This is a genomic window from Streptomyces sp. PsTaAH-137, assembly GCF_003259365.1.
Lineage (GTDB): Bacteria > Actinomycetota > Actinomycetes > Streptomycetales > Streptomycetaceae > Streptomyces.
On sequence record NZ_QLLY01000001.1, the window covers coordinates 53282 to 78112 of the forward strand.

Annotated in this window: 22 protein-coding genes; 14 read left to right on the plus strand and 8 right to left on the minus strand. The window is 72.9% G+C overall.

Annotated elements, in window-relative coordinates:
* Nucleotides 1-14: 14 nt before the first annotated feature.
* Nucleotides 15-1526, minus strand: a complete 1512-nt coding sequence (locus K377_RS00240) for a bifunctional phosphatase PAP2/diacylglycerol kinase family protein (RefSeq protein ID WP_111660995.1) — start codon at nt 1524-1526, stop codon at nt 15-17.
* A gap of 94 nt (nt 1527-1620) precedes the next feature.
* Between K377_RS00240 and K377_RS00245 the strand changes: the two genes are divergently transcribed.
* Nucleotides 1621-3243, plus strand: a complete 1623-nt coding sequence (locus tag K377_RS00245) for an ABC-F family ATP-binding cassette domain-containing protein (RefSeq protein ID WP_111660996.1) — start codon at nt 1621-1623, stop codon at nt 3241-3243.
* A gap of 19 nt (nt 3244-3262) precedes the next feature.
* Here K377_RS00245 and K377_RS00250 read toward each other — a convergent pair whose 3' ends face one another.
* Nucleotides 3263-4279 carry a hypothetical protein gene (locus K377_RS00250; protein ID WP_111660997.1) on the minus strand — a complete coding sequence of 339 codons (1017 nt, stop codon included), beginning with the start codon at nt 4277-4279 and terminating at the stop codon, nt 3263-3265.
* A 288-nt stretch (nt 4280-4567) separates the two neighbouring features.
* Here K377_RS00250 and K377_RS00255 point away from each other — a divergent pair, with 288 nt between their 5' ends.
* Nucleotides 4568-5563 (plus strand): AraC family transcriptional regulator, encoded by a 996-nt coding sequence (locus K377_RS00255; protein ID WP_111660998.1) that lies wholly within the window; start codon nt 4568-4570, stop codon nt 5561-5563.
* 10 nt (nt 5564-5573) lie between these two features.
* On the opposite strand, the gene K377_RS00260 is transcribed toward K377_RS00255, so the two are convergent.
* The 3 genes from K377_RS00260 to K377_RS00270 form a co-directional block, all read right to left on the minus strand.
* Complete coding sequence (locus K377_RS00260; protein ID WP_111660999.1) at nt 5574-6119, minus strand: type 1 glutamine amidotransferase domain-containing protein; 546 nt, start codon at nt 6117-6119, stop codon at nt 5574-5576.
* Nucleotides 6120-6126: 7 nt separating this feature from the next.
* Entirely contained in the window at nt 6127-6603 is a 477-nt protein-coding gene (locus tag K377_RS00265; RefSeq protein WP_111661000.1) for a CBS domain-containing protein, read from the minus strand.
* A gap of 67 nt (nt 6604-6670) precedes the next feature.
* A complete protein-coding gene (locus K377_RS00270; RefSeq protein ID WP_111661001.1) occupies nt 6671-7066 on the minus strand; it encodes a DUF2795 domain-containing protein in 396 nt (131 codons plus the stop codon).
* A 318-nt stretch (nt 7067-7384) separates the two neighbouring features.
* Between K377_RS00270 and K377_RS00275 the strand changes: the two genes are divergently transcribed.
* Nucleotides 7385-8203, plus strand: a complete 819-nt coding sequence (locus K377_RS00275) for an RNA polymerase sigma factor SigF (protein WP_111661002.1) — start codon at nt 7385-7387, stop codon at nt 8201-8203.
* Nucleotides 8204-8206: 3 nt separating this feature from the next.
* Here the strand turns inward: K377_RS00275 and K377_RS00280 are convergent, their stop codons facing one another.
* Nucleotides 8207-9334, minus strand: a complete 1128-nt coding sequence (locus tag K377_RS00280; RefSeq protein ID WP_111661003.1) for a PAS domain-containing protein — start codon at nt 9332-9334, stop codon at nt 8207-8209.
* Nucleotides 9335-9409: 75 nt separating this feature from the next.
* On the opposite strand from K377_RS00280, the gene K377_RS00285 reads away from it, so the two are divergent.
* The 3 genes from K377_RS00285 to K377_RS00295 all read left to right on the plus strand — a co-directional run bounded on the left by K377_RS00285 (nt 9410) and on the right by K377_RS00295 (nt 12921).
* Nucleotides 9410-10135 carry an ANTAR domain-containing response regulator gene (locus K377_RS00285; RefSeq protein ID WP_111661004.1) on the plus strand — a complete coding sequence of 242 codons (726 nt, stop codon included), beginning with the start codon at nt 9410-9412 and terminating at the stop codon, nt 10133-10135.
* A gap of 444 nt (nt 10136-10579) precedes the next feature.
* Entirely contained in the window at nt 10580-11866 is a 1287-nt protein-coding gene (locus tag K377_RS00290; RefSeq protein ID WP_111661005.1) for an aminotransferase class I/II-fold pyridoxal phosphate-dependent enzyme, read from the plus strand.
* Complete coding sequence (locus tag K377_RS00295) at nt 11863-12921, plus strand: MBL fold metallo-hydrolase (RefSeq protein ID WP_111661006.1); 1059 nt, start codon at nt 11863-11865, stop codon at nt 12919-12921. The genes K377_RS00290 and K377_RS00295 overlap by 4 nt, the downstream gene beginning before the upstream one ends.
* On the opposite strand, the gene K377_RS00300 is transcribed toward K377_RS00295, so the two are convergent.
* Together K377_RS00300 and K377_RS00305 are read right to left on the minus strand one after the other, a co-directional pair.
* Nucleotides 12901-13530: a DedA family protein gene (locus K377_RS00300; protein ID WP_111661580.1), complete on the minus strand. Its 630-nt coding sequence runs from the start codon at nt 13528-13530 to the stop codon at nt 12901-12903. The genes K377_RS00295 and K377_RS00300 overlap by 21 nt on opposite strands.
* Nucleotides 13530-14306: an MBL fold metallo-hydrolase gene (locus K377_RS00305; RefSeq protein WP_111661007.1), complete on the minus strand. Its 777-nt coding sequence runs from the start codon at nt 14304-14306 to the stop codon at nt 13530-13532. Before K377_RS00305 ends, K377_RS00300 begins: the two co-directional genes overlap by 1 nt.
* Before the next feature lie 82 nt (nt 14307-14388).
* Here K377_RS00305 and K377_RS00310 point away from each other — a divergent pair, with 82 nt between their 5' ends.
* The 8 genes from K377_RS00310 (at nt 14389) to K377_RS00345 (ending at nt 24741) form a co-directional block, all read left to right on the plus strand.
* Nucleotides 14389-14835: a hypothetical protein gene (locus K377_RS00310; protein WP_111661008.1), complete on the plus strand. Its 447-nt coding sequence runs from the start codon at nt 14389-14391 to the stop codon at nt 14833-14835.
* 66 nt (nt 14836-14901) lie between these two features.
* The gene (locus tag K377_RS00315) at nt 14902-17037 is read left to right on the plus strand and encodes a phage holin family protein (protein WP_111661009.1); all 2136 of its coding nucleotides are present in this window, start codon (nt 14902-14904) and stop codon (nt 17035-17037) included.
* A gap of 90 nt (nt 17038-17127) precedes the next feature.
* Nucleotides 17128-18498, plus strand: a complete 1371-nt coding sequence (locus K377_RS00320) for an amino acid permease (RefSeq protein ID WP_111661010.1) — start codon at nt 17128-17130, stop codon at nt 18496-18498.
* Nucleotides 18499-19275: 777 nt separating this feature from the next.
* Nucleotides 19276-19701, plus strand: coding sequence for an OsmC family protein (locus K377_RS00325; protein WP_111661011.1), 426 nt, complete (start codon nt 19276-19278; stop codon nt 19699-19701).
* A gap of 263 nt (nt 19702-19964) precedes the next feature.
* Nucleotides 19965-20933 carry a sugar ABC transporter permease gene (locus K377_RS00330; protein WP_111661581.1) on the plus strand — a complete coding sequence of 323 codons (969 nt, stop codon included), beginning with the start codon at nt 19965-19967 and terminating at the stop codon, nt 20931-20933.
* On the plus strand, nt 20930-21856 hold the full coding sequence (locus K377_RS00335; protein WP_111661012.1) for a carbohydrate ABC transporter permease: 927 nt from the start codon (nt 20930-20932) through the stop codon (nt 21854-21856). Before K377_RS00330 ends, K377_RS00335 begins: the two co-directional genes overlap by 4 nt.
* Nucleotides 21857-21910: 54 nt before the next feature.
* Nucleotides 21911-23563 carry a hypothetical protein gene (locus tag K377_RS00340; RefSeq protein ID WP_111661013.1) on the plus strand — a complete coding sequence of 551 codons (1653 nt, stop codon included), beginning with the start codon at nt 21911-21913 and terminating at the stop codon, nt 23561-23563.
* On the plus strand, nt 23560-24741 hold the full coding sequence (locus K377_RS00345) for a Gfo/Idh/MocA family protein (protein ID WP_111661014.1): 1182 nt from the start codon (nt 23560-23562) through the stop codon (nt 24739-24741). The genes K377_RS00340 and K377_RS00345 overlap by 4 nt, the downstream gene beginning before the upstream one ends.
* Nucleotides 24742-24831 lie beyond the last annotated feature (90 nt).

Here is a 24831-nt window from a genome sequence, read left to right on the forward strand (position 1 = left end):
ATGAGACCCGTGTCTCACAGTATGGTCAGCGGGCGGTACACGCGCAGCGCCTCGTGGTCCTTCTCGATGGTCAGCATCGGTCCGCACGGGCCCACTTCACCGTCGTAGGCGAGCGGGGTGCCCGGGGCGATGTCGTCCACCCGCAGCCGGGTCATCCGGGTCGCCGTGTGGAACGGGGAGCGGGACAGCGGGCCCGACAGGGCTGCCGCCAGGAGCCGCAGGCTCGGCATCCGGCCGCCGCCGACCGTGCGCACGTCCAGCAGTCCGTCGGCCAGCGACGCGCGCCGGCCCGCCGTCAGCCCCATCCGGCGGTAGGTGCAGTTGCCCGCGAACAGCAGCCACAGCTTCCGGTCGCTGCCGCCGATGCGGGCGTTCAGCGGATGGTCGCGCCGCAGCACGTGCACGGCGGCCACCACATCGGCGAGGCGCCCGCCGACCCGCGCCGACCAGCGCTCGCGTTCGTGGACCAGCTCCGGGTAGGCGCCCAGGCTGAAGGTGTTGAGGAAGATCCCCGAGGTCTCCGCCGAGTGGAAGCGCCCCACGTCGACCGCGACGGCGTCCCCGCCCTGGACGGCCCGCACCAGATCGCCCGCGTCCTCCACGCCCAGGTCGTACGCGAAGTGGTTGAGGGTGCCGCCGGGCAGCACCGCCAGCGGCAGCCCGTGCTCCAGGGCCACCCGCGCGGCCGTGTTCACCGAGCCGTCGCCGCCCGAGATGCCGAGCGCGCGGGCGTGCGACGCGGCCTTCTGGAGCACCGGCACGAGATCGCCGCCGGTGAACTCCACGAACTCCGCCGCGGGCAGCGCGTCCCGCAGCGCCTTCACCTTCTCCGGCGTCCCCGCGTTCGTGTTCACCACCATCACCAGGCCCTCGCCGCCCGGCAGCGCCGGCACGTCCTCCACCAGCGGGCGCCCCGGTGACGGCATCTGGTCGCGCGTCGGGACCAGACCTCGTACGGCATAGGCGGCACCCACCCCGAGCGCGGCGCCCACCAGGACATCGCCCGGGAAGTGGGCGCCCGTGTAGACACGGGAGGCGGCCACGGAGAAGGCCAGCGGGGCCATGGCCGCGCCCCAGCCCCGCGACTCCAGGGCCACCCCGGTCGCGAAGGCCGCGGCCGACGCCGAGTGCCCGGACGGGAAGGACGTCGTGAACGGCTGCCGCTTCAGCCGCCTGGCCAGCGGCACCGGGTCGAGCACGGGGCGGGCCCGGCGCACCGAGCGCTTGCCCAGCGTGTTGATGGTCGCCGACGCCACGGCGAGGGACGCGATGCCGCGCACGGCGGCCCTGCGGGCCTTCGGCGACCCGCTCATCGCGAGGGCACCGCCGATCCCGAACCAGAGGACACCATGGTTGGCGGCCCGGCTGAGCCGGGGCAGGACCCGCTCGGCACCGGGCCAGTTCGAGCCGGCGGCGAACTCGAAGACGCGCCGGTCGAGGGAGGCGAGGCGTCCCCGCAGGGACGGCCCCGGCTTGGTCACGGACGGCGCGGGCGAGATGAGGTCGGCGAAGAAGTCGGCACACATGTCACGACGGTTACCCCGTGCCGGGGCCCGCACCCGGCCCCGGCCTGCCAATTCATTTGCCCGTCACCCGCACGGGCGTCCACAATGCGGGATCATGGGACATCTGGAAGCCGCGCACCTCGAGTACTACTTGCCGGACGGGCGGGCGCTGCTCGGCGACGTCTCCTTCCGGGTCGGCGAGGGCGCGGTCGTCGCCCTGGTCGGGCCGAACGGCGCGGGAAAGACCACCCTGCTCCGCCTGATCTCCGGCGAGCTCCAGCCGCACGGCGGCTCCGTCACCGTCGGCGGCGGCCTCGGCGTGATGCGCCAGTTCGTCGGCTCGGTCCGCGACGAGACGACCGTCCGTGACCTGCTCGTCTCCGTCGCCCAGCCCCGGCTCCGCGAGGCCGCGAAGGCCGTCGACAAGGCCGAGCACGCGATCATGACGGTCGACGACGAGGCCGCGCAGATGAGCTACGCCCAGGCGCTCGCCGACTGGGCCGAGGTCCAGGGCTACGAGGCGGAGACGCTCTGGGACATGTGCACCATGGCCGCGCTCGGCGTCCCCTACGACAAGGCCCAGTTCCGCGCCGTGAGCACGCTCTCCGGCGGTGAGCAGAAGCGCCTGGTCCTGGAGGCGCTGCTGCGCGGCCAGGACGAGGTCCTGCTCCTCGACGAGCCGGACAACTACCTCGACGTCCCCGGCAAGCGCTGGCTGGAGGAGAAGCTCCGCGAGACCCGCAAGACGGTCCTCTTCGTCTCCCACGACCGCGAGCTGCTCGCCCGCTCCGCCGAGAAGATCGTCAGCGTCGAGCCCGGACCCGGCGGCGCCGACGCCTGGGTGCACGGCGGCGGCTTCTCCACGTACCACGAGGCCCGCCGCGAGCGCTTCGCCCGCTTCGAGGAGCTGCGCCGCCGCTGGGACGAGAAGCACGCCCAGCTCAAGAAGCTCGTGATCAACCTCCGGCAGGCCGCCGCGGTCAGCCACGAGATGGCCTCCCGCTACGCGGCCGCGCAGACCCGCCTGCGCAAGTTCGAGGAGGCGGGCCCGCCGCCCGAGCCGCCGCGCGAGCAGGACATCACCATGCGCCTGAAGGGCGGCCGCACCGGCGTGCGCGCCGTGACCTGCCAGGGCCTGGAGCTGACCGGCCTGATGAAACCCTTCGACCTGGAGGTCTTCTACGGCGAACGCGTGGCGGTCCTCGGCTCGAACGGCTCGGGCAAGTCCCACTTCCTGCGCCTGCTGGCCGGCGACGACTCGGTGGCGCACACCGGCGCCTGGAAGCTGGGCGCCCGCGTGGTCCCCGGCCACTTCGCCCAGACCCACGCCCACCCCGAACTCCAGGGCCGACCGCTGCTCGACATCCTCTGGCGCGACCACGCCAAGGACCGCGGCGCGGCGATGTCCCTGCTGCGCCGCTACGAGCTGACGGCCCAGGCCGAGCAGAACTTCGAGCGGCTGTCGGGCGGCCAGCAGGCCCGCTTCCAGATCCTGCTCCTCGAACTGGAGGGCGCCACCGCCCTGCTCCTGGACGAGCCCACCGACAACCTCGACCTGGAGTCGGCCGAAGCCCTCCAGGAGGGCCTGGAGTCCTTCGACGGAACGGTCCTCTCGGTCACCCACGACCGCTGGTTCGCCCGCGCCTTCGACCGCTACCTGGTCTTCGGCTCGGACGGCAAGGTCCGCGAGACCACGGAGCCCGTCTGGGACGAGCGCCGGGTGGAGCGCGCCCGCTAGGTCTCCTCCGGCGCGAGGCTCACGCGTCCCAGCGCAGCAGTGCCCCGAGGCCGCCGGCCGGCCCGGTGGCCGGGTCCGACCCGGCCACCGACACCGCCTCGGCCCCGGCGGCCGCCGCGCACCGCAGCAGCGCGTCGTCGGCCCGCGCGGGCACCGCGTCCCGCGCCCCGAGCACCGCCGGCTCGTCCCGCTCCACCCCGACCTGGTCGGGCTCGGCGCCGACCCAGATCGGCCGGTGCGCGTCGGGCCCGTCGGCCCGGACCAGCAACTGCGAGATCCGGTGCTCGCGTGCCGCGTCCACCAGCGCGGGCACGCCCTCCGCGGCCTCCTCGCCACGGCTGCGCGCGGCGGCGAACAGCTCCGCCTCGTGGGCGGCGCGGGCCCGGGGCAGCGCGGCGCCGAGCCGCCCGGCGCCCGCACCGGAACCGGCCCGCAGCGCCCGCTCCCGCAGCGCCGCGGGCAGCCGCTCGCGCACGGCGGCGCACTCCGCCTCGTTGCCGACCAGGACGACGAGATCGGCCCGGGCCCCGGCCTGGCAGCGCACGAGCGCCTCCGCGATCTCGGCGGCCCCGGGCACCCAGCCGTCCGCGATCCAGAGCGGAACGTGCCGCTCCGTCCCGTGAGGTCCGTCCGGCTCCAGGGTGATGTCCGCGCCGTCCCGGCCGATCCGCGCGACCAGACACAGCGGTTCCGCGCCGGCCAGGTCCAGCAGCGGAGCGATGTGCGGCAGCGCCGCCCAGCGCACCGACGTCCCCGGCGGCGCCGTGCTCAACGGCGGATCGAGGACCACCTCGCCGCCGGTGGCGAAGAACGCCCGCCCGACCGGATCGGAAGCGTGCCGCAGCTCGTCGAAGGCCATCCGCACCGCATGACACGTGGCCTCGTCCGCCCCGGCCCCGGCGAGCGCCCGCTGCACCGCCAGCGACTCCAGTGAGCGCTCCTCGGCGGTGCAGGCGCGGTGGCGGGCCGCGTCGACGTACACGGACGCCCAGGGACCGGGCCGGTCGCACAGTGGGGTGAGGAACGCCAGGTCCATGTCTGCCTCCCGGAGGTCGTGGGCGCGGCGGGGCGGAATACCGCGTTCGGAAGCGGGTACCCCGTGCGCCCCCCGGCAGACGGGAGTGACACGCACGGGTGAAGGGGGCGTGTCGCCGCGCACCCTCGACATGCGGGACGATATGGGGGCGGTCGCGGACCGGTGCCTGGTGCAGGCGTCGTCGCCATCGCCCGGCGACGGTCGTACGCTGCTGGGTCGGCGGACGAACCGGGACGCGGGATTCCCGTACGCACGGCGCGGCATGACAGGGCATCACGAGGAGTCAGGGTGGCGAGAACGTCCTTGCGGACGGAAGACGTCGACCGGGCCATGGAAGCGATCAAGACCGCTTTCTACAGCAACCGGCTGGACGTGCTGTCGCGCCCCGAACGGTTCGGTGCCGAGTTCGACATGCTCGAACTCGGCGGGATCACCGTCGGGGACCTCAGGTGCGGGGCCGATGTCCGCGTGCGCTGCGGGGAGTTGGGCTCCTACCACGTGAACATCCCGGTCGGCGCCGCCCTGTCCTGGCATCAGGCGAGCGGACCCGGACAACTCACCGTGCCCGGCACGGCCGCCGTGTTCCAGCCGGTCGGCAGCACGTCCGTGGACCAGTGGACCGGCGAGGGCCGGATCCTCGCCCTGAAGATCGAACGGCCGCTGCTGGAACGGCGCGTGGAGGAGCTGACCGGCCGCCCGCTGCGCGGACCGCTCGTCCTCGAACCCGGCATGGACCTGACGCGCGGCCGCGGCCGGGCCTGGGCCCGGCTCATCGGCACGCTCGTCGACGACCTCGACGAGGACGTCCATCTGCTCCAACACCCGCTGGTCGCGGCGCCGTTGCGGGACGCCGTCGTCAACGGCCTGCTGCTGAGCGCCGATCACCCCTGGCGCGACGCCCTGGAGCAGCCCGCCGGAGGACTGCGCCCCGCCCCGGTCAAACGCGCCATGGACGCGATGCGCGAACGCCCCGAACACCCCTTCACCACCGCGGAACTCGCCCGCGAGGCGCGGGTCGGCGTGCGGTGGTTGCAGGAGGCGTTCGCCCGCTATGTGGGGATGCCGCCGATGGCGTATCTGCGCTCGGTCCGCCTGGAGCGGGCCCACGCCGATCTGCTCGCCGCGGACCCGCGTTCGGTCTCCGTCAGCGCCGTCGCCCACCGCTGGGGCTTCGGGCACCTGGGGCGGTTCGCCGAGCAGTACCGGGCCAAGTACGGCCAGGTACCGTCCACCACGCTGCGCGCGGTGGACGGCGACACCCTCTGGATCCCCCGGGGGCCCTGACGGCCGCGGCTCACACGCCGCTGACCTGCTCCAGGAGCGCCGCGTCGAACGCCTTGAGGTCGTCCGGGCGGCGGCTGGTGACCAGCACGTTCGGGCCGCCGGTGCAGATCTTGACCTGCTCGTCGACCCAGGTGCCGCCCGCGTTGCGGATGTCGGTGGCCAGGCTCGGCCACGACGTCAGCGTGCGGCCGCGCACCACGTCGGCCTCGACCAGCGTCCACGCGGCGTGGCAGATCGCCGCGACCGGCAGGCCCCGCGTGAAGAAGTCCCGGACGAACGCCACCGCGTCCGGGTCGGTGCGCAGCTGGTCGGGGTTGGCCACCCCGCCCGGCAGCACCAGCGCGTCGAAGCCCTCGGCGCCGGTGGCCGCGAGGTCGGCGACGGTCTTCTCGACGGGGAACGTGTCCGCCTTGTCGAGGTGATGGAACGCCTGCACCTCACCGAGGCGCGTCGACACGAGCACGGGCTCGCCGCCCGCGTCCCGCACGGCCTGCCAGGGATCGGTCAGCTCCACCTGCTCGACGCCCTCGGGTGCCACCAGGAACGCGATGCGCATCAGTCGCTCAACTCCCTTGTACGAATGGATCTTTCTGTACGGGCCCTGCGGCGGGCCCGCCGGCCGGGGCGTCCGGTACGCCGCCGCTGAGGTCGGCGAGCGTCGAACCCGGATCCCGGGCGACCGCCAGATCGCCCAGGCTCACCATGCCGACCGCCCGGCCGTCCTCGACGACCGGCAGGCGGCGCACCGAGTGCTCCCGCATCAGGGTCACCGCGGCCGACACCGGCTCGTCCGGGCCGACCGACACCGGACGCGGCGTGCAGACGGCCTCGGCGCTGACGGTCAGCGGGTCCGCGCCGTCGGCCACGGCACGCAACGTGATGTCCCGATCCGTGAGCACTCCGACGAGTCCCGCCTCGTCCGCCACCAGGACATCACCGATGCCCTGGGCCCGCATCAGTTGCGCGGCCTCCACCAGGGAGGCGTCGGGACGTACCGCCACGACGCCCGGTGTCATGACGTCCCTGACCACATCGGCCATGGCCCCGGCCTCTCTGCTCCGTCGGGCTGGTCCGTGACCCCGGCCGCGGTACCCGGCCGGGGCCCTTTCATTCCTGGTCGCCGGACTCCTGGTCGCCGATGAGGGCCCTGGCCAGCTCCGACGCCGTACCGAACGTGGTGTCCGGCGGCAGGGCGGCCACCCGGTCGACGAGCCCGTCCGGCGCGGACCGCTCGCGCAGCGTCCCCGCGAGCGCCGCCGGCGCCGCCGGGAACGACGTGCGGCCGAGCAGCCGTCCGAGTTCCAGCCGGAGCGCTTCCGGGCGACCCGGCCCCCGGCCGGGCAGCACCGGGCCGCCCGCCACCTCGGGATCGTCGTCGGCCACCGGCTCCGGATCGTGCCACTCGGCGGTCCGCGTGGGATGACCGGACCGCAACAGGCCCTGCAACTCGTGCTTCATCTCGTCGTCGCGGTGTGCGCTGAGCCGGTCGCTGCCTCGCTGCATCTGTCCCTCCTGTGTCTGGGCGGTGCGCGGTCGCGTACCCGAGTGCCCACCGCTGACACCTGCCGTTCCGCCCGGTCCGCGCGGCGGTGTCCGTCCGGGCGGGGCAGCGGTGTTTGTCCGGACAGGGCAGGGGCAGGCGAAAGTGAGTGCTTCGGACAGGAGGCACGTCCGTGGGACGGACGGGTGCGCACCGCGTATCCGCCCCGGGACAGCGACACGCTGACCCCGCCCCGGGTGTGTCCGACTCCGTTCCGGGGCGCGACTCCCACGGTGACCACCGCCAAGGCACCACGACGCACCACCCAGGGAGTTGCGATCATGCGTACGCGTACCGACGCATCCGTGCACCCGGTCAAGCCGGGGCAGCGGCACCCGCACGACGACGCGCCCGACACCGCCGAGGCCTTCACCCGGCTCTGCGACCTGCCCGACGGACCCGAGCGCACCGAACTGCGCCGTGAGGTCGTCGAGGCCTGGCTGCCGATGGCCGACCGGCTCGCGGGCCGCTTCCGCAACCGCGGCGAATCCCTCGACGACCTGCGGCAGGTGGCCGCCCTCGGCCTGGTCAAGGCCGTCGACCGGTACGACCCCGAGCGCGGCAACGCCTTCGAGAGCTACGCCGTCCCCACGGTCACCGGCGAGATCAAGCGCCACTTCCGGGACCACATGTGGACCCTCCACGTCCCGCGCCGGGTCCAGGACCTGCGCAATCGTGTCCGGTCCGCGCAGCACGAGCTCTCCCAGACCGTCTCGGGGCGGGCACCGACCCTCGGCGAGATCGCCGAGCGGGCCGGAATGACCGAGGACGAGGCCCGCTCCGGTCTCGAAGCCCTGGAGAGCTTCTCCGCGCTCTCCCTCGACGCGGAGCTCCCGGGCAGCGACGACGGCTACTCGCTGGCCGACGCGCTCGGCGCCGCCGACCCCGCGCTCGACACCGTCGTCGACCGGGAGGCCGTCAAGCCGCGGATCGCCGAGCTGCCCGAACGGGAGCAGCGCATCCTCTACATGCGGTTCTTCGGCGACATGACGCAGAGCCGCATCGCCGAACAGCTGGGCATCTCGCAGATGCACGTGTCCCGGCTCATCAGCCGGTGCTGCGACCGGCTGCGCGACGAGGTCCTCGCCGACGCCGCGTAGCGCTCAACGGCCCATGGCCAGCGCGATGTGCCGGGACATCACGTCCAGGGCCTGCGCCTCCGCCATCGAGAACGCCGGGCGGCCCGCGGACCGGAACAGGGTGAGGACACCTTGTACCGGTTCGCCGGGGGACGGGATCAGCGGGACGCACAGCAGCGACGTGACGTCGGCGCGGACCAGCACCGGGGCGCCGGACGCGTCCGGGCCCAGGGCCAGCGGATCCTCGGGGCGCACCAGCAGCGCGGGCGCCCCGCCGCGGGCCGCCTCCACCACGAGCGGGGCCGTGGCCGGATCCTGCGCGGCGATGTCCCGCGCCGTCGCGTCGTCGGCGCCCAGCACGCAGGCCCGGGTGAGGCGGGCGGCTCCCGCGTCGGCCACCACCCAGTCCGCGAACCGGGCGTGCAGGACGCGGGCCGCGCGGCGCAGCACCTCGGACGGATCGCCGGCGGGGGCGCCCAGCAGCTCCCGCGACATCGCGTCCAGCAGGTCCACCACCACCTGATGGCGGCTGGTCTCGGCGAGATCGGGGACCGGCGCGTCCTCGCCGTGCCGGACGGGCGCGGATCCGTCGTCGGCGGGCTGGAGCAGGACGAGGACGGTGGTGCGCGGCTCGTTGCCCGGACGCAGGCCCGTCAGGGTCGCCCGGACCGGCTCGTGCGCGGACTGCTGGAGATGCACGGTCATCCCGCGGTCCCCTTCGCCCCGGGCCACCGCGGCGACCTGTGAGCGGAACGCGGCCCGGTCCGCGTGGGCGAGCAGCCCGGTGAGCGGGCGGCCGCTCGCGTACCCGGCGCGCACACCGGTGAAGTTCGTCGCCGCGAAGTTGAGGCGGCGCACCACGCACTCCCGGTCCACGAGCGCCACCGGCAGCGGAAGCCGCTGGAACACGGCGCGCAGCAACTGAAGCTCCTGCCGGTCGGCGGCTGCCGGGCGCCCTCCGGATCCGCTGCCCTCCGCGGTCAGTTGCTCGTACCAGGGCCACAACTTGGCCACTGCGTGGTCGAGTTCGAAGAGAGCGGCGTCCAGCACTGCGGGCAGGTCGTCGGCCGGCACGGACCGTGCCGCCTTCAACTCCCCGATCCGGCGCACGAAGTCCGCCAGTTCCTCACCGAACTCCTCCGTTCGCGCCATGCCGAGAACCTATCCCGGGGAGCTGTTTCCCGGGACCGAGTGCGGGAAGCCGAAGCTGTGAGGAGGCGTTCTCCGATGCGCGAGGCCGATCGGAACGAAGAAGCCCTGCGGTTCGCCCCCGAGGCGCCCGAGCCCGGACTGCCCGCCCGTCGGCTGTCCGAGCTCGCCGAGGAGGCCGTGCGCTGTACGGCCGACTGCTGCGGGGCCGTCGCGACCGCGTGGGACGGCACCGGCGAGCGGCCCTCGGCCGTCACCCATCCCGACCTGACCGCGCTGGTCTCCGTTCAGCTGTGCTCGGGCGACGGTCCGATACCCGTCGCCGAGGAGCGGGGTACGCCGGTCGACGCCACCGATCTGCTGCGGGACCGGCGCTGGCCGCGTTATCGGGCGGTCGCGCTCGACTCCGGGGTGCGCTCCAGTGTGACCCTCCCGTTCCGCAGCGCGGATCTCACCGTCACGCTCAGCCTGTACAGCTTCCGCGCCGGGGCCCTCGTGGACGCGCCGCACGGGCCGGTCCGCGCGCTCGGAGACCTCGCCGCCACCTGCATGGTCCGCGACCGCTCCTACCGGGCGGCTCTCGCCGAACTGGACCAGTTGGGCGCCGCGCTGCGCAGCCGGCCCGTCGTCGATCAGGCGTGCGGGATCGTGATGCATGTGCTGGGCTGCGACGCGGATGCCGCGTTCGCTGTCCTGCGCCGGGTCTCGCAGGCCACCAACCGCAAGCTGACCGAGGTCGCGTCCGCTGTCGTCGAGCGCCGGGGCCGCGGCCTGGAACGGGAGCTCGCGGCGCTGACCCGGTGACGGCAGGGTTGTCTTTCGCGCGCGGCTCACGTCGTGGCTGGTCGCGCAGTTCCCCGCGCCCCTGAGATGCGCACTTCGTGCGCCATCTCATCAGATGAGGTCCGGCCTCCGTCGGGGGAGAGGCGGCGCGAAGCGCCTGCCTCACAGGGGCGCGGGGAACTGCGCGAGAAGCGGCCGCCGGCCGTCAGATGGGGTGCGGCCCAGGGGCGCGGGGAACTGCGCGAGAAGCGGCCGCCGGCCGTCAGACGGGGTGCGGCCCAGGGGCGCGGGGAACTGCGCGAGAAGCGGCCACCGGGCCGCGGGTGAACGAACGGCCCAGGGGCGCGGGGAACTGCGCGGGAAGCGGCCGCCGGGGCGCGGGTGGTGACGGCGCGCGGAGGTGGGCGGGGAGTGTGAGGCTGGGGGCAGCAGCAAGCACGGCTACCGACACGGCACGGAGGCACCATGCGCCCAGCGGACCCCGCAGAAGGACGCGGCCCCGTGCGCTACGGACCCCCGCTGCCCGAGCCCGGACTGCCGGTACTGCCCGAACTGGCCGCGATGGTCGCCGGCGCAGCGGCCCGCGCCCACCCCGAACCCCCCGGCGGCCCACCCGCCCTGCTCGAAGCCGCCCGAGGCCACGGCGAACGCAGAGGCCTGCCCCCGGAATGCGCCCAGATCGTCGCGGCCCCCGGCGCCGCCCCCCTGCTGCTCGCGCTCACCGCCGCGCTCGGCGGCGACGTCCTGGTACCGCGCCCCTGCCCGGCCTGGTGGACCCCGCAGACCCGGCTGCTCGGCCGCGAGGTGTTCTCGGTGCCGACGCCCGCCGAGTGCGGCGGCGTCCCCGACCCGTACGCCCTGCTGGAGACCGTCCGCCGGGTCAGAGCCGAGGGCGGCGACCCCCGGCTGCTCGTCGTCGCGCCGGCCGACGACCCGACGGCGACCGTGCCACCGCCCGAAGTGCTGCACGAGGCGGTGGAGGCCGCGGTGGCGGAGGGACTGCACGTCGTCAGCGACGAGACCTGGCGCGACACCCTGCACCCGGGCCAGGACACTCTCCTGTTCAGCCCCGCCGAGATGTTCCCCGCCGAGGTCACCGTCCTCACCGATCTCACCGGCGGCTACCTGCCCCCGTCCCTGCCCGCGGCCTTCGCCCGGTTCCCGCCCACCCCCGAGGGCGACCGGCTCGCCGCCCGCGTCCTGGACATCCTCACGGCGACCGGCGCGAGCCTGTCGGCACCGGTCGCGGCAGCGGCCACGTACGTCCTGGACGAGGGCGAGACGGTCACCGCCCGCCGCATCGCCGCCACCGGCCTGCACGCCCGGCTGGCCACGGCCCTGCACGGCATCGTGCTCACGGCCGGCGGCCTGTCCCGGCCGCCGCGGGCGGGCCGTCACCTGTACGTCGACCTGGAGCCGCTGCGCCCCCGCCTCATGGCCCGCGGGGTCACCGACGCCCAGGACCTGGAGGACCACCTCACCTCCCGGCTCGGCCTGCCCGTGCCCGGCGGGCACCGCTTCGGCGACGACCTGGGGGCGCTGCGCTGCCGGCTCGGTACGGGACCGCTGCTCGGATCAACCCCCGACGAGCGCAGGGCGTCCCTCACCTCACCGGACCCTCTGGAATTGCCGCACGTGGCAAGGGCGTTGAGCATGGTCGAGTCGGTGCTCGGCGAGTTGTGCGACCTCGGTGACCGCGCGGGCCCGGAAGGCACGGGTGCGGCCGGCGAAGGATGGGAGTCCGAGCGATGACGCAGGCGTCCGGAGCGACGACCGACGAGAGCCCGGAGCGGCGGGGCGGTCCCACCGCGCCCACCGGACCCCGGGTCGACCCGAAGCCGCTCGGTGGCGGCGAGATCGTGGACGTACCCCGCCGCTGGCCCAAGTCGTTCGCCGACCGCCTCACCGCACCGCTGCCCGGCCTGCGGGCCTTCGCCCGGTTCGCCCGCGAGGGCAAGGTGCGCCCGCCCGCCGAGAGCCTCGCCGACATCCCGAGCCTGCCGTTCGCCCCCGGCCCGCTGCCGGACGTCGACACCCGCACCGTCGCCGTCACCTGGGCCGGACACGCCAGCTGGGTGGTGCGCATCGGCGGCCTGACCGTGCTCACCGACCCCGTCTGGTCCCGCAAGATCCTCGGCACCCCGGCCAGGATCACCCCGGTCGGCGTCGCCTGGAGCGCCCTGCCGCCCGTCGACGCGGTCGTCATCAGCCACAACCACTACGACCATCTGGACTGGCCCACCCTGCGCAGGCTCCCGCGCGACACGCCCGTCCTCGTCCCCGCGGGGCTCGGCCGCTGGTTCACCCGCCGCCGTTTCACCCGCGTCACCGAGCTCGACTGGTGGGAGGCCGCGGAGCTGCGCGGCGTCCGCTTCGACTTCGTACCGGCCCACCACTGGTCCAAGCGCACCCTCACCGACACCTGCCGCAGCCTGTGGGGCGGCTGGGTCCTCACCGACCGTGACGGGCAGCGCCTCTACTTCGCGGGGGACACCGGCTACGGCCACTGGTTCCGCGAGATCGGCCTGCGCTACCCGGGCATCGACCTCGCCCTGATGCCCATCGGCGCCTACGACCCGCGCTGGTGGCTGGAGGACGTGCACTGCTCGCCGGAGGACGCGGTGCAGGCGGCGCGGGACGTGGGCGCCCGCTTCATGGCGCCCATGCACTGGGCGACGTTCCTGCTGTCGGCCGAGCCCGTCCTGGAACCGCTCACCCGGCTGCGCACCGCCTGGGAGAAGGCGGGCCTGCCGCGCGCGGACCTCTGGGACCTCCCCATCGGCGGCTCACGCGTGCTGGCTGCCTGACGACGGCCGCCGTATCCTCCGCCACACCGTCGGGATCGCGCTGACCAGAACGGTCAGCGCGATCGCCGCGACCACGCCCTCCCACGGCTCGTCGAACAGCGAGCCGCCGAGAATCCCGATCACCTGGTACGTCGCCGCCCAGGCGAGGCAGGCCGGGATGTCACCGCGCGCGAACTGCCGCAGCGGCATCTTCGCCAGCAGGCACGCCAGCATCACCGGGATCCGCCCGGCCGGCACCAGCCGGGACAGCACGAGCACCATCACCCCGTGGTCGGCCAGCTTGTCCTGCGCCTGGGCGAGCCGCTCCTCCGGCGCGCGGGACCGGATGGCCTCCAGCCACTTCGACCCGTTCTTCGAGTGCATGCCGCGCCGCCCGAGCCAGTACAGGGCGAGGTCCCCGAGGAACGCGGCGAGCGCCGCCACCCCGAACACCAGCAGCAGGGCGAACGGCAGCGTCTGGTGGAAGGCCACCACCGCCGCCGAACTCACCAGCGCGCCCGTGGGCACCACCGGCACCAGCGCGCCGATGGCCACGAGCAGGAAGAGCGTGGGATAGCCCACGGCCTGCTGCGTGGACTCCGGCGTCACGACCGTCGTCGCGGCGAGGATCACTGGTCCGCCACCTCCGGCCGGACGCTCTCGCCGTGCCCGAGCCGGTGCACCGCCACGCCGGGAGCGCGCAGCGCGGCCTGCCGCACGAACTCGTCGCCGGGCGTGTGGAACTCGTGCGGTCGTACGGCGTCCATCCCGATCGGCCAGTACGTCCCGTAGTGCACCGGGACCGCGGAGCGCGGCGCGATCCGGGCCAGCGCCTCGGCGGCCCGCGCCGGATCGAGGTGGTGCGCGCCCAGATAGGGGCCCCAGCCGCCCACCGGCAGCAGTGCCACGTCGACCTCGCCCACGGCCTCGCCCATGCTCTCGAAGAGGCCGGTGTCACCCGCGAAGTACGTCCGGGCGTCGCCCTCCACGAGATAGCCGAGCGCGGGGGCGCGCTGCGGGCCGACGGGCAGCCGCCGCCCGTCGTGGTCGGCGGGCACGGCGCGTACGACGACGTTCCCCGCCTCGATCCGGTCGCCCGCGTCCACCTCGACGATCTTCAGCGTGCGCAGTCTTCGCAGCCCCGGCACGGCCTTCGTCGCACCGCGCGGCACCACGACCCGGGTCCCCGGCGCGAGCCGGGCCAGCGACGGAACGTGCAGGTGATCGGCGTGCAGATGGGAGACGAGGACGAGGTCGGCGAGGGCCGCGCTGGGCGGCGGGGGAGCGCCGCGGCGCCGCCGCAGATGCGCGAGGCGTCGTGCGAAGAGCGGATCCGTGAGGACGCGCGTACCCCTGTCCTCGACCGTGCAGGTGGCATGACCCCACCAGGTGATCTCCACCGGCACCCGTTGCCTCCTTCGTGCGACTGCCCCGAGCCTACGTCCAGGAGTAGGGTCGTCGGCGAAAGCGCGAGGTGAGGGGGACACCATGGGCACGGAGCAGGGAGAAGCGCGGGCAGCGGGGGAAGCGGGGGAGACGGTACGCGTCATGGCCATCGCCGGCCTGACCCCGCTGGAGCAGCTGGACGCGGACCCCTTCCTGGTGGACTCGCGCAGCCAGTACGCGATGTGCTCCCGCTGGGCCGCCGACCGCGGCTATGTCGTCACGCGGCAGCTCCTGGTGCACGCGCTGCGCGCCGATCACGAGGCACTGTGGGCGGATGTCGACGCGGGCCTGGTCGACGCGTTCGTCGCGCCCAGCGACCGGGTGCTGCGGGTGGCGCTGCGCTCGGTGGACGACTTCTCCGCGGAGTGCGTGCGGCGCGGGGTGCCTCTCGAGCGGGCCGGGCTCGCGGAGCCGCGGTACGACGCCGACATGAAGGCGCGGGTGCACCGCCGGCTGTCGATGCCCACGGCCGGATACGACGGCTGCTAGTCCCAAATGGTATGAAACCCTTACTCGGAACAGATTGCGCACGCACAGGGTGAGGGGAGCCGGAAAGTGGCCGAAGGCCGGTGGCGGCGGGCGGCGAGCCAGGGCTGGCGGTCGCTGACCGTCTGGGCGGCGAGCACCCTCACGATGATGATCCTCGCGGGGCTCCTGCCGGACTTCCAGCTCCAGTCGGACACCGGCGACAGCCTGACCCGCGTCGCGCTGACCGCGGCCTGGGCCGCCGGCGCGTTCGCGGTGCTCTCGGCGCTCGTCTGGCCGCTCCTGGTGCGTGCCCTGCTGCTCGTCCCGGCCCTCGTCCTGGGCCTCGTCGTCTTCTTCCTCAACGGCGCGCTGCTCCTCTTCGCCCTCAAGCTCGTCCCGGAGAACCGGGGAGAGGTCGGCCCGGAGACCGCCGTGGTCGTGGCCGCCGTCATGTCGGCCGTCGCCTCCGCCACCGGCGGTGCCCTCGCCGTACGGGACGACGACGCCTACCGGCGCCGCCTGTACCGCCTCGCCGCGCGGCGACGGCGCAGGGCCGACGGGGAGGGCGCCTGCCCGCCCACCCCCGGCACCCTCTTCCTCCAGCTCGACGGCGTCGGCCACGAGGTGCTGGACCGCATGGCCCGCGACGACGTCATGCCCACGGTGGGCGGCTGGCTGCGCGACGGCGGGCACCGCCTCACCCCCTGGCGCACGGACTGGTCCAGCCAGACCGGCGCCAGCCAGCTCGGCATCCTGCACGGCTCGAACGAGGACGTCCCCGCCTTCCGCTGGTACGAGAAGGACACCGGCGAGATCCAGGTCTCCAACCGGCCGACCAGCGCCGCCGAACTCCAGCGCCGCGCCATCGAGCGCACCGGCGACGGCGGCCTGCTCACCGTCGACGGAGCGAGCCGCGGCAACCTCTTCAGCGGCGGCGCCGAACAGGTCGCCCTGGTGCTGTCCGTGGCCGCCCGGCGCGGCAAGGAGAACCGTTCCCGCGCCGGATACTTCGCCTACTTCTCCGACCCCGCGAACGCCGTCCGCACCGCCCTGTCCTTCTTCGCCGAGGTCGGCCGGGAGATCGGCCAGTCCACCCACGCCCTGATCCGCGAGCGCCGCCCGCGCGTCTCCCGCGGCGGGCTCTACCCGTTCATCAGGGCGTTCGCGACCGTCGTCGAACGGGACGTCGTCGTCGCGGCGGTCATCGGCGACATGCTCGCCGGGCGCAGCGCGGTCTACGCCGACCTCGTCGCCTACGACGAGGTGGCCCACCACTCCGGACCGCTCAGCCGCGACGCGCAGAAGGTGCTGACCCGCCTCGACCGGTCCCTCGCGCTGCTCGCGAAGGTCGCCGAGCACGCCCCGCGCCCGTACCGGATCGTCGTCCTGTCCGACCACGGACAGAGCCCCGGCGAGACGTTCCGCGCCCGCTACGGGCTGACGCTCCAGGACCTGGTCCGCGCCGGCTGCGGGCTGCCCGTGCCGCGCCGGGCACGACGCACCCACTCCGGCGCCGAGGCCCGGTCCGCCGTGCGCGCCGCGCTGCACCGGCCGGTCGAGGAGGGCGCGGGCAGCGGGCACGCCGACAAGCACAGCGAGCCCGTCGTGCTCGCCTCCGGGAACCTGGGCCTCGTCTCCTTCCCCGACGTTCCGCACCGGATGAGCAAGGAGGAGATCGACGCCCGCCATCCGGCGCTGCTCGCGACCCTCGCCAACCATCCCGGCATCGGCTTCCTCCTCGTCCGCAGCGAGGAGCACGACGGCCTCGTGCTCGGCGCGCAGGGCGCCGAGGTGCCCCTCGCCGAGCTGACCGACGGGCGGGGGCCGCTCGCCGACTTCGGGCCCGGCGCCGCCGACGCCGTGCGCCGCACCCACTCCTTCCCGCACACCGCCGACATCATGGTCAACTCCATGTACGACCCGGTCGATGGCGAGGTGCTCGCCTTCGAGGAGCAGATCGGCTCGCACGGCGGCCTCGGCGGCGCCCAGAGCCGTCCCTTCCTGCTGTCGCCGCTCACCCTGTCCGCGCCGGTCGCGGACGGCGCCGAACTCGTCGGCGCCGAGCAGATCCACCGCGTACTGCGCCGCTGGCTGCGCGAGAGCCACGGCCCGCAGGTGCCGCTCGCGGCCCCGCCCGTCGCCGTGGACGATTCGCTCCGGCCCGACCCGGACCCCGCATCATTTGCGGCCGCACCCCGCGACACGCAGGACAAAACCGTCTGATTTGGCGGCGGGTGTCCGCTCACCGGACGATGGGGCGTCGCCCGGCGATCCCGTGGCGGCCTCAGCACCACCGAGAGGCACACCCCCCACATGCACGACACCGGAACCGCACCCCAGCCGGCTCCGGCCGACGGTCCCGACCCGCAGCACAGCCGGCACGCGCGACGCTTCGGACTGCCCGTCGCGACCTGCCTCGTCATCGGGAACATCATCGGCGGCGGCATCTTCCTGCTGCCGGCGTCCGTGGCCCCGTACGGCACGATCGCGCTCATCGCGTTCGGCGTCCTGACCCTCGGCGCGATCGCCCTCGCCCTCGTCTTCGGCCGCCTCGCCCAGCGGCATCCGCTGACCGGCGGCCCCTACGTCTACGCGCGTGAGGCCTTCGGCGACTTCGCCGGTTTCCTCGCCGCGTGGAGCTACTGGATCACGACGTGGGTGAGCAACGCGGCGCTGGCCGTGGCCGCCGTCGGCTACCTGGACGTCCTCCTGCCCCTCCACGGCTCGACGTTCTGGACGATCGTCGCCGCGCTCGCCTGCCAGTGGCTGCCCGCGCTCGCCAATCTGGCCGGCACACGCTACGTCGGCGCCGTCCAACTCGTCTCGACCGTTCTGAAGTTCGCGCCGCTGCTGCTCGTCGCCGTCGGCGGGCTGTTCTTCTTCCGGAGCGACAATCTCGGGCCGTTCCAGGCGAGCGGCGACTCGGCCCTCGGCGCCGTCTCGGCGTCCGCCGCGATCCTGCTCTTCAGCTACCTGGGCGTCGAGTCGGCGTCCGTGAGCGCCGGGGAGGTCCGCGACCCGCAGCGCAATGTCGGCCGGGCCACCGTCCTCGGCACCGGGCTCGCCGCGCTGCTGTACCTGCTGTGCACCGTGTCCGTGTTCGGCACCGTCCCGCACGACCGGCTGGTGGACTCCACGGCGCCGTTCTCCGACGCCGTCAACGCCATGTTCGGCGGGACCTGGGGTGGCAGCGCCGTCGCCGTCGCCGCGCTGGTGTCGATGGTCGGCGCGCTCAACGGCTGGACGCTGCTCAGCGCCCAGACGCCGTACGCCGCCGCGCGCGACGGGCTCTTCCCGAAGGCGTTCGAGCGCAAGCGACGCGGGGCTCCCACGGTCGGCGTCCTGGTGGCCGTCGGCCTCGCCTCGCTGCTCACCGTGTACAACTACACGGCCGGTTCCGCCGCCGTCTTCAACACCCTGGTCCTGGTGACCACGTTCACGGCCACGGTGCCGTATCTGCTGGCGACCGCGGCGCAGGTCTACTTCTTGTTGTCGGGGCGCGCCGACCGCGTCCATGTCCCGCACTTCGTACGGGACCTGATCCTGTCCCTGGCGGCATTCGGCTTCTCGATGTGGCTGGTGGGCGGCGCCGGCTACGCGGCGGTCTATCAGGGAGTGCTGTTCCTGTTCGTGGGCGTGCTGGTGTACGCGTGGATGGCGTCGAGGAAGCAGCGGCGCGCGTAGCTCTGGGCGGGTTCTTCGTGTGCGCGCCTCTCGTCGCGGCTGCTCGCGCAGTTCCCCGCGCCCCTGGGTTGTTCTTCGTGTGCGGGTGGGTCGGGCTTCTCGCGCAGTTCCCCGCGCCCCTAAAACCAGTTCGTCACGCGCGGCTCTCGTCGTGGCTGGTCGCGCAGTTCCCCGCGCCCCTGAGATGCGCACTTCGTGCGCCATCTCATCAAGAGAGGCGCACCGCCGTCACCCCATCGGGAGAGGCGCGCCACCTGCCCTCATCGGAGGCGCGCGGAGCGCAGCCTGAGGGGGAGGCGGCGCGAAGCGCCTGCCTCAGGGGCGCGGGGAACGGCGCGAGAAGCGGCCACCGGGCCGCGCTCGACGAACGACCCAGGGGCGCGGGGAGCGGCGCGAGAAGCGGCCACCGGGCCGCGCTCGACGAACGACCCAGGGGCGCGGGGAACGGCGCGAGAAGCGGCCACCGGGCCGCGCTCGACGAACGACCCAGGGGCGCGGGGAGCGGCGCGAGAAGCGGCCACCGGGCCGCGCTCGACGAACGATCCAGGGGCGCGGGGAACTGCGCGAGAAGCGGCCACCGGGCCGCGCTCGACGAACGACCCAGGGGCGCGGGGAACGGCGCGAGAAGCGGCCACCCGCCGTCAGGTGATCGACGACCCATCAGGGGCGCGGGGAACTGCGTGACGGGCCCCACGGCCCGCGCGTGAACGACAAGCCACGGCCCGGGATGTGTGGTCGGATGAGGGCACACCAGAACAGACTCCGAGAGGAACCAACGTGGCTACCACGCGCTCCGCGCACACCGTGTGGGAAGGCGACCTGCTCAAGGGCACCGGCACCGTCACCTTCGGCTCGTCCGGCATCGGCGACCAGCCGGTCTCGTGGCCGTCCCGCGCCGAGCAGGCGAATGGCAAGACCAGCCCCGAAGAGCTGATCGCGGCCGCGCACTCGTCCTGCTTCTCCATGGCGCTCTCGCACGGCCTGTCCGGCGCCGGCACCCCGCCCACCCGCCTGGTCACGTCGGCCGACGTGACGTTCCAGCCGGGCGAGGGCATCACGGGCATCCACCTGATCGTGGAGGGCACCGTCCCGGGCCTGGACGAGCAGGGCTTCCAGGCCGCGGCCGAGGACGCCAAGAAGAACTGCCCGGTGAGCCAGGCGCTCACCGGCACGACGATCACCCTCACGGCCAAGCTGAACTGACCGCCTGACACACCGTCAGCCAGGCACGACGACGCCCCGGACCCACCCCTCGGGTCCGGGGCGTCGTCATGCCGCAAAGGATCGCGTGATTGAAACTGCAAGATTGGAGCCCATTTCAATCACCTATTGTCACAGTCGGCTTGAGTGGTGCAAGATTCAGCCAGCCTCGCGGGCCGGTGTCGGAGCCCCGCGGCCCCACCCCGCCACCCTCGATGCCGGAGGTGTATGTGACGTCGCCCGCGACCACATCGCCCGGCCAGGCCATGCCCAGGCCGGCCGACCCACCAGACGCGCGGCAGGACTCCGATACCGGGTCAGGCACACGCAAGCCCACCATCCGGCAGCGGCTGCGGCGCGACAGGACGCTCCTGCTCCTGTGCGTGCCCGGCATCGTGTACTTCGCCGTCTTCTTCTACCTGCCGCTGGCCGGCAACATCACGGCCTTCCAGGACTACCAGCCCTACCTGGGCTTCATGCACAGCCTCTGGGTCGGCGTCGACAACTTCCAGGCGCTGGTGCAGGAGCCCGAGTTCTGGACGGCGGTGTGGAACACCCTCCAGATCAGCGCCGTACAACTGCTGCTCTACTTCCCCGCGCCGATCCTGCTCGCGCTGTTCCTGAACTCGCTGATCAGCACCAGGACACGGCGCCTGATGCAGACCATCGTCTACCTGCCGCACTTCCTGTCGTGGGTCGTCGTGGTCAGCTTCTTCCAGCAGATGTTCGGCGGCGTCGGCACCATCAGCAGCGTGCTGAACGACCACGGGGTGCACGTCGGCAACATCATGAACAACCCCGACACGTTCATGTTGCTCCTGACCTCGGAGTCGATCTGGAAGGACGCGGGCTGGGGAGCGATCATCTTCCTGGCCGCGATGGCCTCCATCGACCCCGGGCTCTACGAGTCGGCGGCGATGGACGGCGCAGGATGGCTGCGCCGCATGTGGCACGTGACTCTGCCGGGCATCCGGCCCGTGATGGTCATGCTGCTCATCCTGCGCCTCGGCGACATCCTCTCCGTCGGCTTCGAACAGGTGCTGCTCCAGCGGGACATGGTCGGCGCCGACGCCTCCGAAGTGCTCGACACCTACGTCTACTTCCACGGCGTCGTCGACGGCGACTGGGGCATGTCCACCGCCGCCGGACTGATGAAGGGCGTCATCGGCTTCGTCCTGATCGTGATCGCCAACAAGGTCGCCCACCGCCTCGGTGAGCAGGGGGTCTACCAGTGAGCAGCACCTTCGCCCCGCGTTTCCTGCGCGGCGGCAGCCGTGCGGACCGCCCGGCCTGGATGGAGCGGCCGAGCCCCGCCGGACAGACCCTGAAGCTGATCGTCATCGTCGCGATGATCGTGGCCGTCGGCTATCCGTTCCTGCTCGCGATCGGCACCAGCCTCTCCAGCAAGGCCGAACTCGCCGCGAACGGCGGCTACGTCCTCTTCCCCGAGCACCCCACCCTGGAGGCGTACCGGGTGGTCCTGGCCGGCGGTGTCGTCACCCGGGCCGCCCTCGTCAGCGTCGGCGTCACCGTCATCGGCACCGCCCTGAGCCTGCTGTGCACGGTCTGTCTGGCGTACGGCCTGTCCCGGCCGAAGACGTTCGGCGGCAAGCCGCTGCTGCTCGTGGTCGTCGGCACGTTCCTGTTCACGCCCGGCGTCATCCCCAGCTATCTGGTGGTCCAGGAACTCGGCCTGATCGACTCCTACGGCGCCATGGTCCTGCCGATCATGCTCAACGCCTTCAACGTCATCGTCGTACGGGCCTTCTTCCAGGGCATCCCCGACGAACTCCACGAAGCGGCCCGGCTCGACGGCGCGGGAGAACTCACGATCATGTGCCGGATCGTGCTGCCACTGTCCAAGGCGGTCATCGCGGTGGTCGGCATGTTCTACGCCGTCACGTACTGGAACAGCTTCTTCAACGCGATGCTCTACATCAACGACTCCAACAAGCTGCCGTTGCAGGTCATCCTGCGCTCGTACGTCATCCAGGGCGACACATTCAACGCCAAGGCGCTCGGCGTGAGCGTCCTCCCGGCCACCACGGCGCTGTCCATGGCGGTGCTCATCCTCGCCGTGCTCCCGATCGTCGCGGTCTACCCCTTCCTGCAGAAGTACTTCGTGAAGGGCGTGCTCACCGGCGCCGTCAAGGCCTGACGTCCCGTCACCTAGCGCGTCTCTCAACCTTGTTCACCGCACCCTAGGAGAACCATGCCTTCCCGCAAGCTCGATCGCAGAGGGTTTCTCGGCGCCGCCGGTGCCGCCGGACTGGCCGTCGCGGGCGGCGGCCTGCTCACCGCGTGCGGCGACGGCGGCGCGCAGGCGGGCGGGGCGGCAGCGTCCGCCAAGCTGAAGCTGCCCACGTACGTACCGGCGAAGGTGCCCGCCCCCGACCTCGCGGGCAACGCCCAGGGCCTGGACCCGGCCTATCTGCGCTATCCGAAGGACCTGGTCAAGAGCGTGACCAAGGCGCCGGGCGACGGCAAGGCGATCACCTGTCTGACGGAGACCTTCACGACTCCGGCGCCGGCCATGAACCGCAACGCGTACTGGCAGGAGCTGAACAAGCGCCTCGGCTCCGAGCTGCGCCTGACCATCGTCAACGGTCTCGGCGCGGACAGCGTCTACCGGGAGAAGTTCAACGCCACCATCGCGGGCGGCGACCTGCCGGACCTGATGTGGTTCCCGCCGAACCAGGGCCTGAAGAACGTCCCCGACCTGCTCCGCGCCAAGTTCCACGACCTCACCACGTACCTCTCCGGCGACGCCGTCAAGAAGTACCCGAACCTCGCCAACATCCCCGAGTACGCCTGGAAGACCGCCGTCATCGACGGCCGGATCTGGGGCTACGCCGTGCCGTACGGCCGCATGGGCCAGGTGTACGTCGCCAACGAGGACTTCTGGAAGCCGGTCGGCGGCACCGACTTCGACAGCGCGCAGGACTTCTTCGACAAGGCGAAGGACCTCCTCGACACCAAGCGCAAGAAGTACGTGCTCGAACCCGCCTACGTGAACCACGCGGTGCAGTTCGCGTACTGGCACGGCGCGCCCAACGGGTGGCGTCTCGACGGCGGCAAACTCACCCACCTCTTCGAGACGGACGAGTACCTGGCGGGCATCGAGTTCGCCCTCAAGTGCCAGCGGGCGCAGCTCTTCTGGCCGGACCCGAACCTCACCACCACCCTGGAGAAGATGGAGGGCGGCTTCCTCGGCCTGCACGTGCAGTCCTTCCCCGGCTTCCTCAACGACAGCGCCATGTACGACTGGCCGGAGAAGGTCGTCGTGCCGTTCGCCGCCGAGCAGGGCATGACGCCCACGTGGGGCTTCGGCTACGGCTCCGTCGGCTTCACCGCCATCAACAACAGCGTCCCCAAGTCCCGTATCCCCACGCTGCTCAAGGTGCTCGACTACCTCAGCGCGCCCATGGGCACCGAGGAGCGGCTCTTCCTCGACAACGGCCTGGAAGGCACCCACCACAAGCGGTCCGCGAGCGGCGACGTGTCGCTGACGCAGAAGGGCAACGCCGAGGTGCTCACCACCCGGCAGGCCATCACCTTCTTCGGCAACGCGCCCGAGAGCCTGTACCTGCCGGACAAACCCGACGTGACGCGCTCCATCCACCAGGCGCAGACCGAGCTGATGAAGATCGCCAGGGTCAACCCGACCACCGGCTACTTCTCGGACACCGCCGCACAGAAGGACGCCTCGTCCAAGGACGAGGTCAACACCGCCGTCAAGGACATCGTCGCCGGCCGCAAGCCGCTCTCCTCCTTCCGCAAGGAAGTGCTCCCCAAGTGGCGGCGCACCGCGGGCGACGCCATGCGGCACGAGTACGAGCAGGCCATAGCGAAGGGCACCAAGTGAGCGACGACCTCCGGATCGGCGTCATCGGCCTCGGCCTGCGCCGCAACCTCGCGACCGCCGCCCACCGCCCCGGCCGGGGCTCGGTCGTGGCGGCCGCCGCCGACCTCGACCCGGCGGTCCGGGCCCAGGTCCCCGACTGGTACGAGGGGGCCGTCGCGGTGGAGGACTACCGCAGTCTCCTCGACAGCCCCGACATCGACGCCGTCATCGTCGCCACCCCCGACGACACCCACGAGACCATCGCGTGCGACGCGCTGCGCGCGGGCAAGCCGGTGTACGTGGAGAAGCCGCTCGGCATCTCCGTCGAGAGCTGCGACACGATCCTGCGCACCGCGTACGAGACCGGCACCCGCCTCTACGTCGGCCACAACATGCGCCACATGGGTGTCGTGCGCACCATGCGCGACATCATCGCGCGCGGCGACATCGGCGAGCCGAAGACCGTCTGGGTACGGCACTTCGTCAGCTACGGCGGCGACTACTACTTCAAGGACTGGCACGCCGACCGGCGCCGCACCACGGGCCTGCTGCTCCAGAAGGCCGCGCACGACATCGACGTCGTGCACTGGCTGGCCGGCGGCTACACCACCCGCGTCAACGCCATGGGCGACCTGATGGTCTACGGGGACCTGCCGCGCCGGGCGCCGGACACCCCGCGCCCCGACGGCTGGCTGCGCGCGTTCGACTGGCCGCCCACCGAGCGCAAGGACCTGCACCACGTGGTGGACGTCGAGGACGTGTCGGTGATGAACATGCGCCTGGACAACGGAGTCATCGCCGCCTACCAGCAGTGCCACTTCAGCCCCGACTACTTCCGCAACTACACCGTCATCGGCACCGAGGGCCGCCTGGAGAACTTCGGCGACCGGCCCGGCGACGAGGTGCGGGTCTGGAACACCGGCCCGAGCGGCTACCGCGCCGACGCCGACGTCGTCCACCGGGTGCCGGACGCCTCCGGCTCGCACGGCGGCGCCGACGAGAGCATCATCGGCGAGTTCTGCCGCTTTGCCCGCGACGGCGGAGCCACCGACACCGACCCGGTGGCCGCCCGGATGAGCGTCGCCGCCGGAGCGCTGGCCACCCGCTCGCTCCGCGACGGCGGCACCCCGTACGACGTGCCCCCGCTGGATGCGGGGCTGCGCGCCTACTTCGCCAATGGGCAGGTCGCCCGAGCCTGACCGCCCGGGCCCTTGACGCAGGCCCGCTCACGTTTTGTGCTGAGAGCAGGACAGCGCTGAAAAGCAGGACACGTGAGCGGGCCACTCAGG

Coding starts and splice junctions, on each gene's coding strand:
- K377_RS00240 (WP_111660995.1), bottom strand. CDS start 1,526: ATGTGTGCCGACTTCTTCGCCGACCTCATCTCGCCCGCGCCGTCCGTG.
- K377_RS00245 (WP_111660996.1), top strand. CDS start 1,621: ATGGGACATCTGGAAGCCGCGCACCTCGAGTACTACTTGCCGGACGGG.
- K377_RS00250 (WP_111660997.1), bottom strand. CDS start 4,279: ATGGACCTGGCGTTCCTCACCCCACTGTGCGACCGGCCCGGTCCCTGG.
- K377_RS00260 (WP_111660999.1), bottom strand. CDS start 6,119: ATGCGCATCGCGTTCCTGGTGGCACCCGAGGGCGTCGAGCAGGTGGAG.
- K377_RS00265 (WP_111661000.1), bottom strand. CDS start 6,603: ATGGCCGATGTGGTCAGGGACGTCATGACACCGGGCGTCGTGGCGGTA.
- K377_RS00270 (WP_111661001.1), bottom strand. CDS start 7,066: ATGCAGCGAGGCAGCGACCGGCTCAGCGCACACCGCGACGACGAGATG.
- K377_RS00275 (WP_111661002.1), top strand. CDS start 7,385: ATGCGTACGCGTACCGACGCATCCGTGCACCCGGTCAAGCCGGGGCAG.
- K377_RS00280 (WP_111661003.1), bottom strand. CDS start 9,334: ATGGCGCGAACGGAGGAGTTCGGTGAGGAACTGGCGGACTTCGTGCGC.
- K377_RS00285 (WP_111661004.1), top strand. CDS start 9,410: ATGCGCGAGGCCGATCGGAACGAAGAAGCCCTGCGGTTCGCCCCCGAG.
- K377_RS00290 (WP_111661005.1), top strand. CDS start 10,580: ATGCGCCCAGCGGACCCCGCAGAAGGACGCGGCCCCGTGCGCTACGGA.
- K377_RS00295 (WP_111661006.1), top strand. CDS start 11,863: ATGACGCAGGCGTCCGGAGCGACGACCGACGAGAGCCCGGAGCGGCGG.
- K377_RS00310 (WP_111661008.1), top strand. CDS start 14,389: ATGGGCACGGAGCAGGGAGAAGCGCGGGCAGCGGGGGAAGCGGGGGAG.
- K377_RS00320 (WP_111661010.1), top strand. CDS start 17,128: ATGCACGACACCGGAACCGCACCCCAGCCGGCTCCGGCCGACGGTCCC.
- K377_RS00330 (WP_111661581.1), top strand. CDS start 19,965: ATGCCCAGGCCGGCCGACCCACCAGACGCGCGGCAGGACTCCGATACC.
- K377_RS00340 (WP_111661013.1), top strand. CDS start 21,911: ATGCCTTCCCGCAAGCTCGATCGCAGAGGGTTTCTCGGCGCCGCCGGT.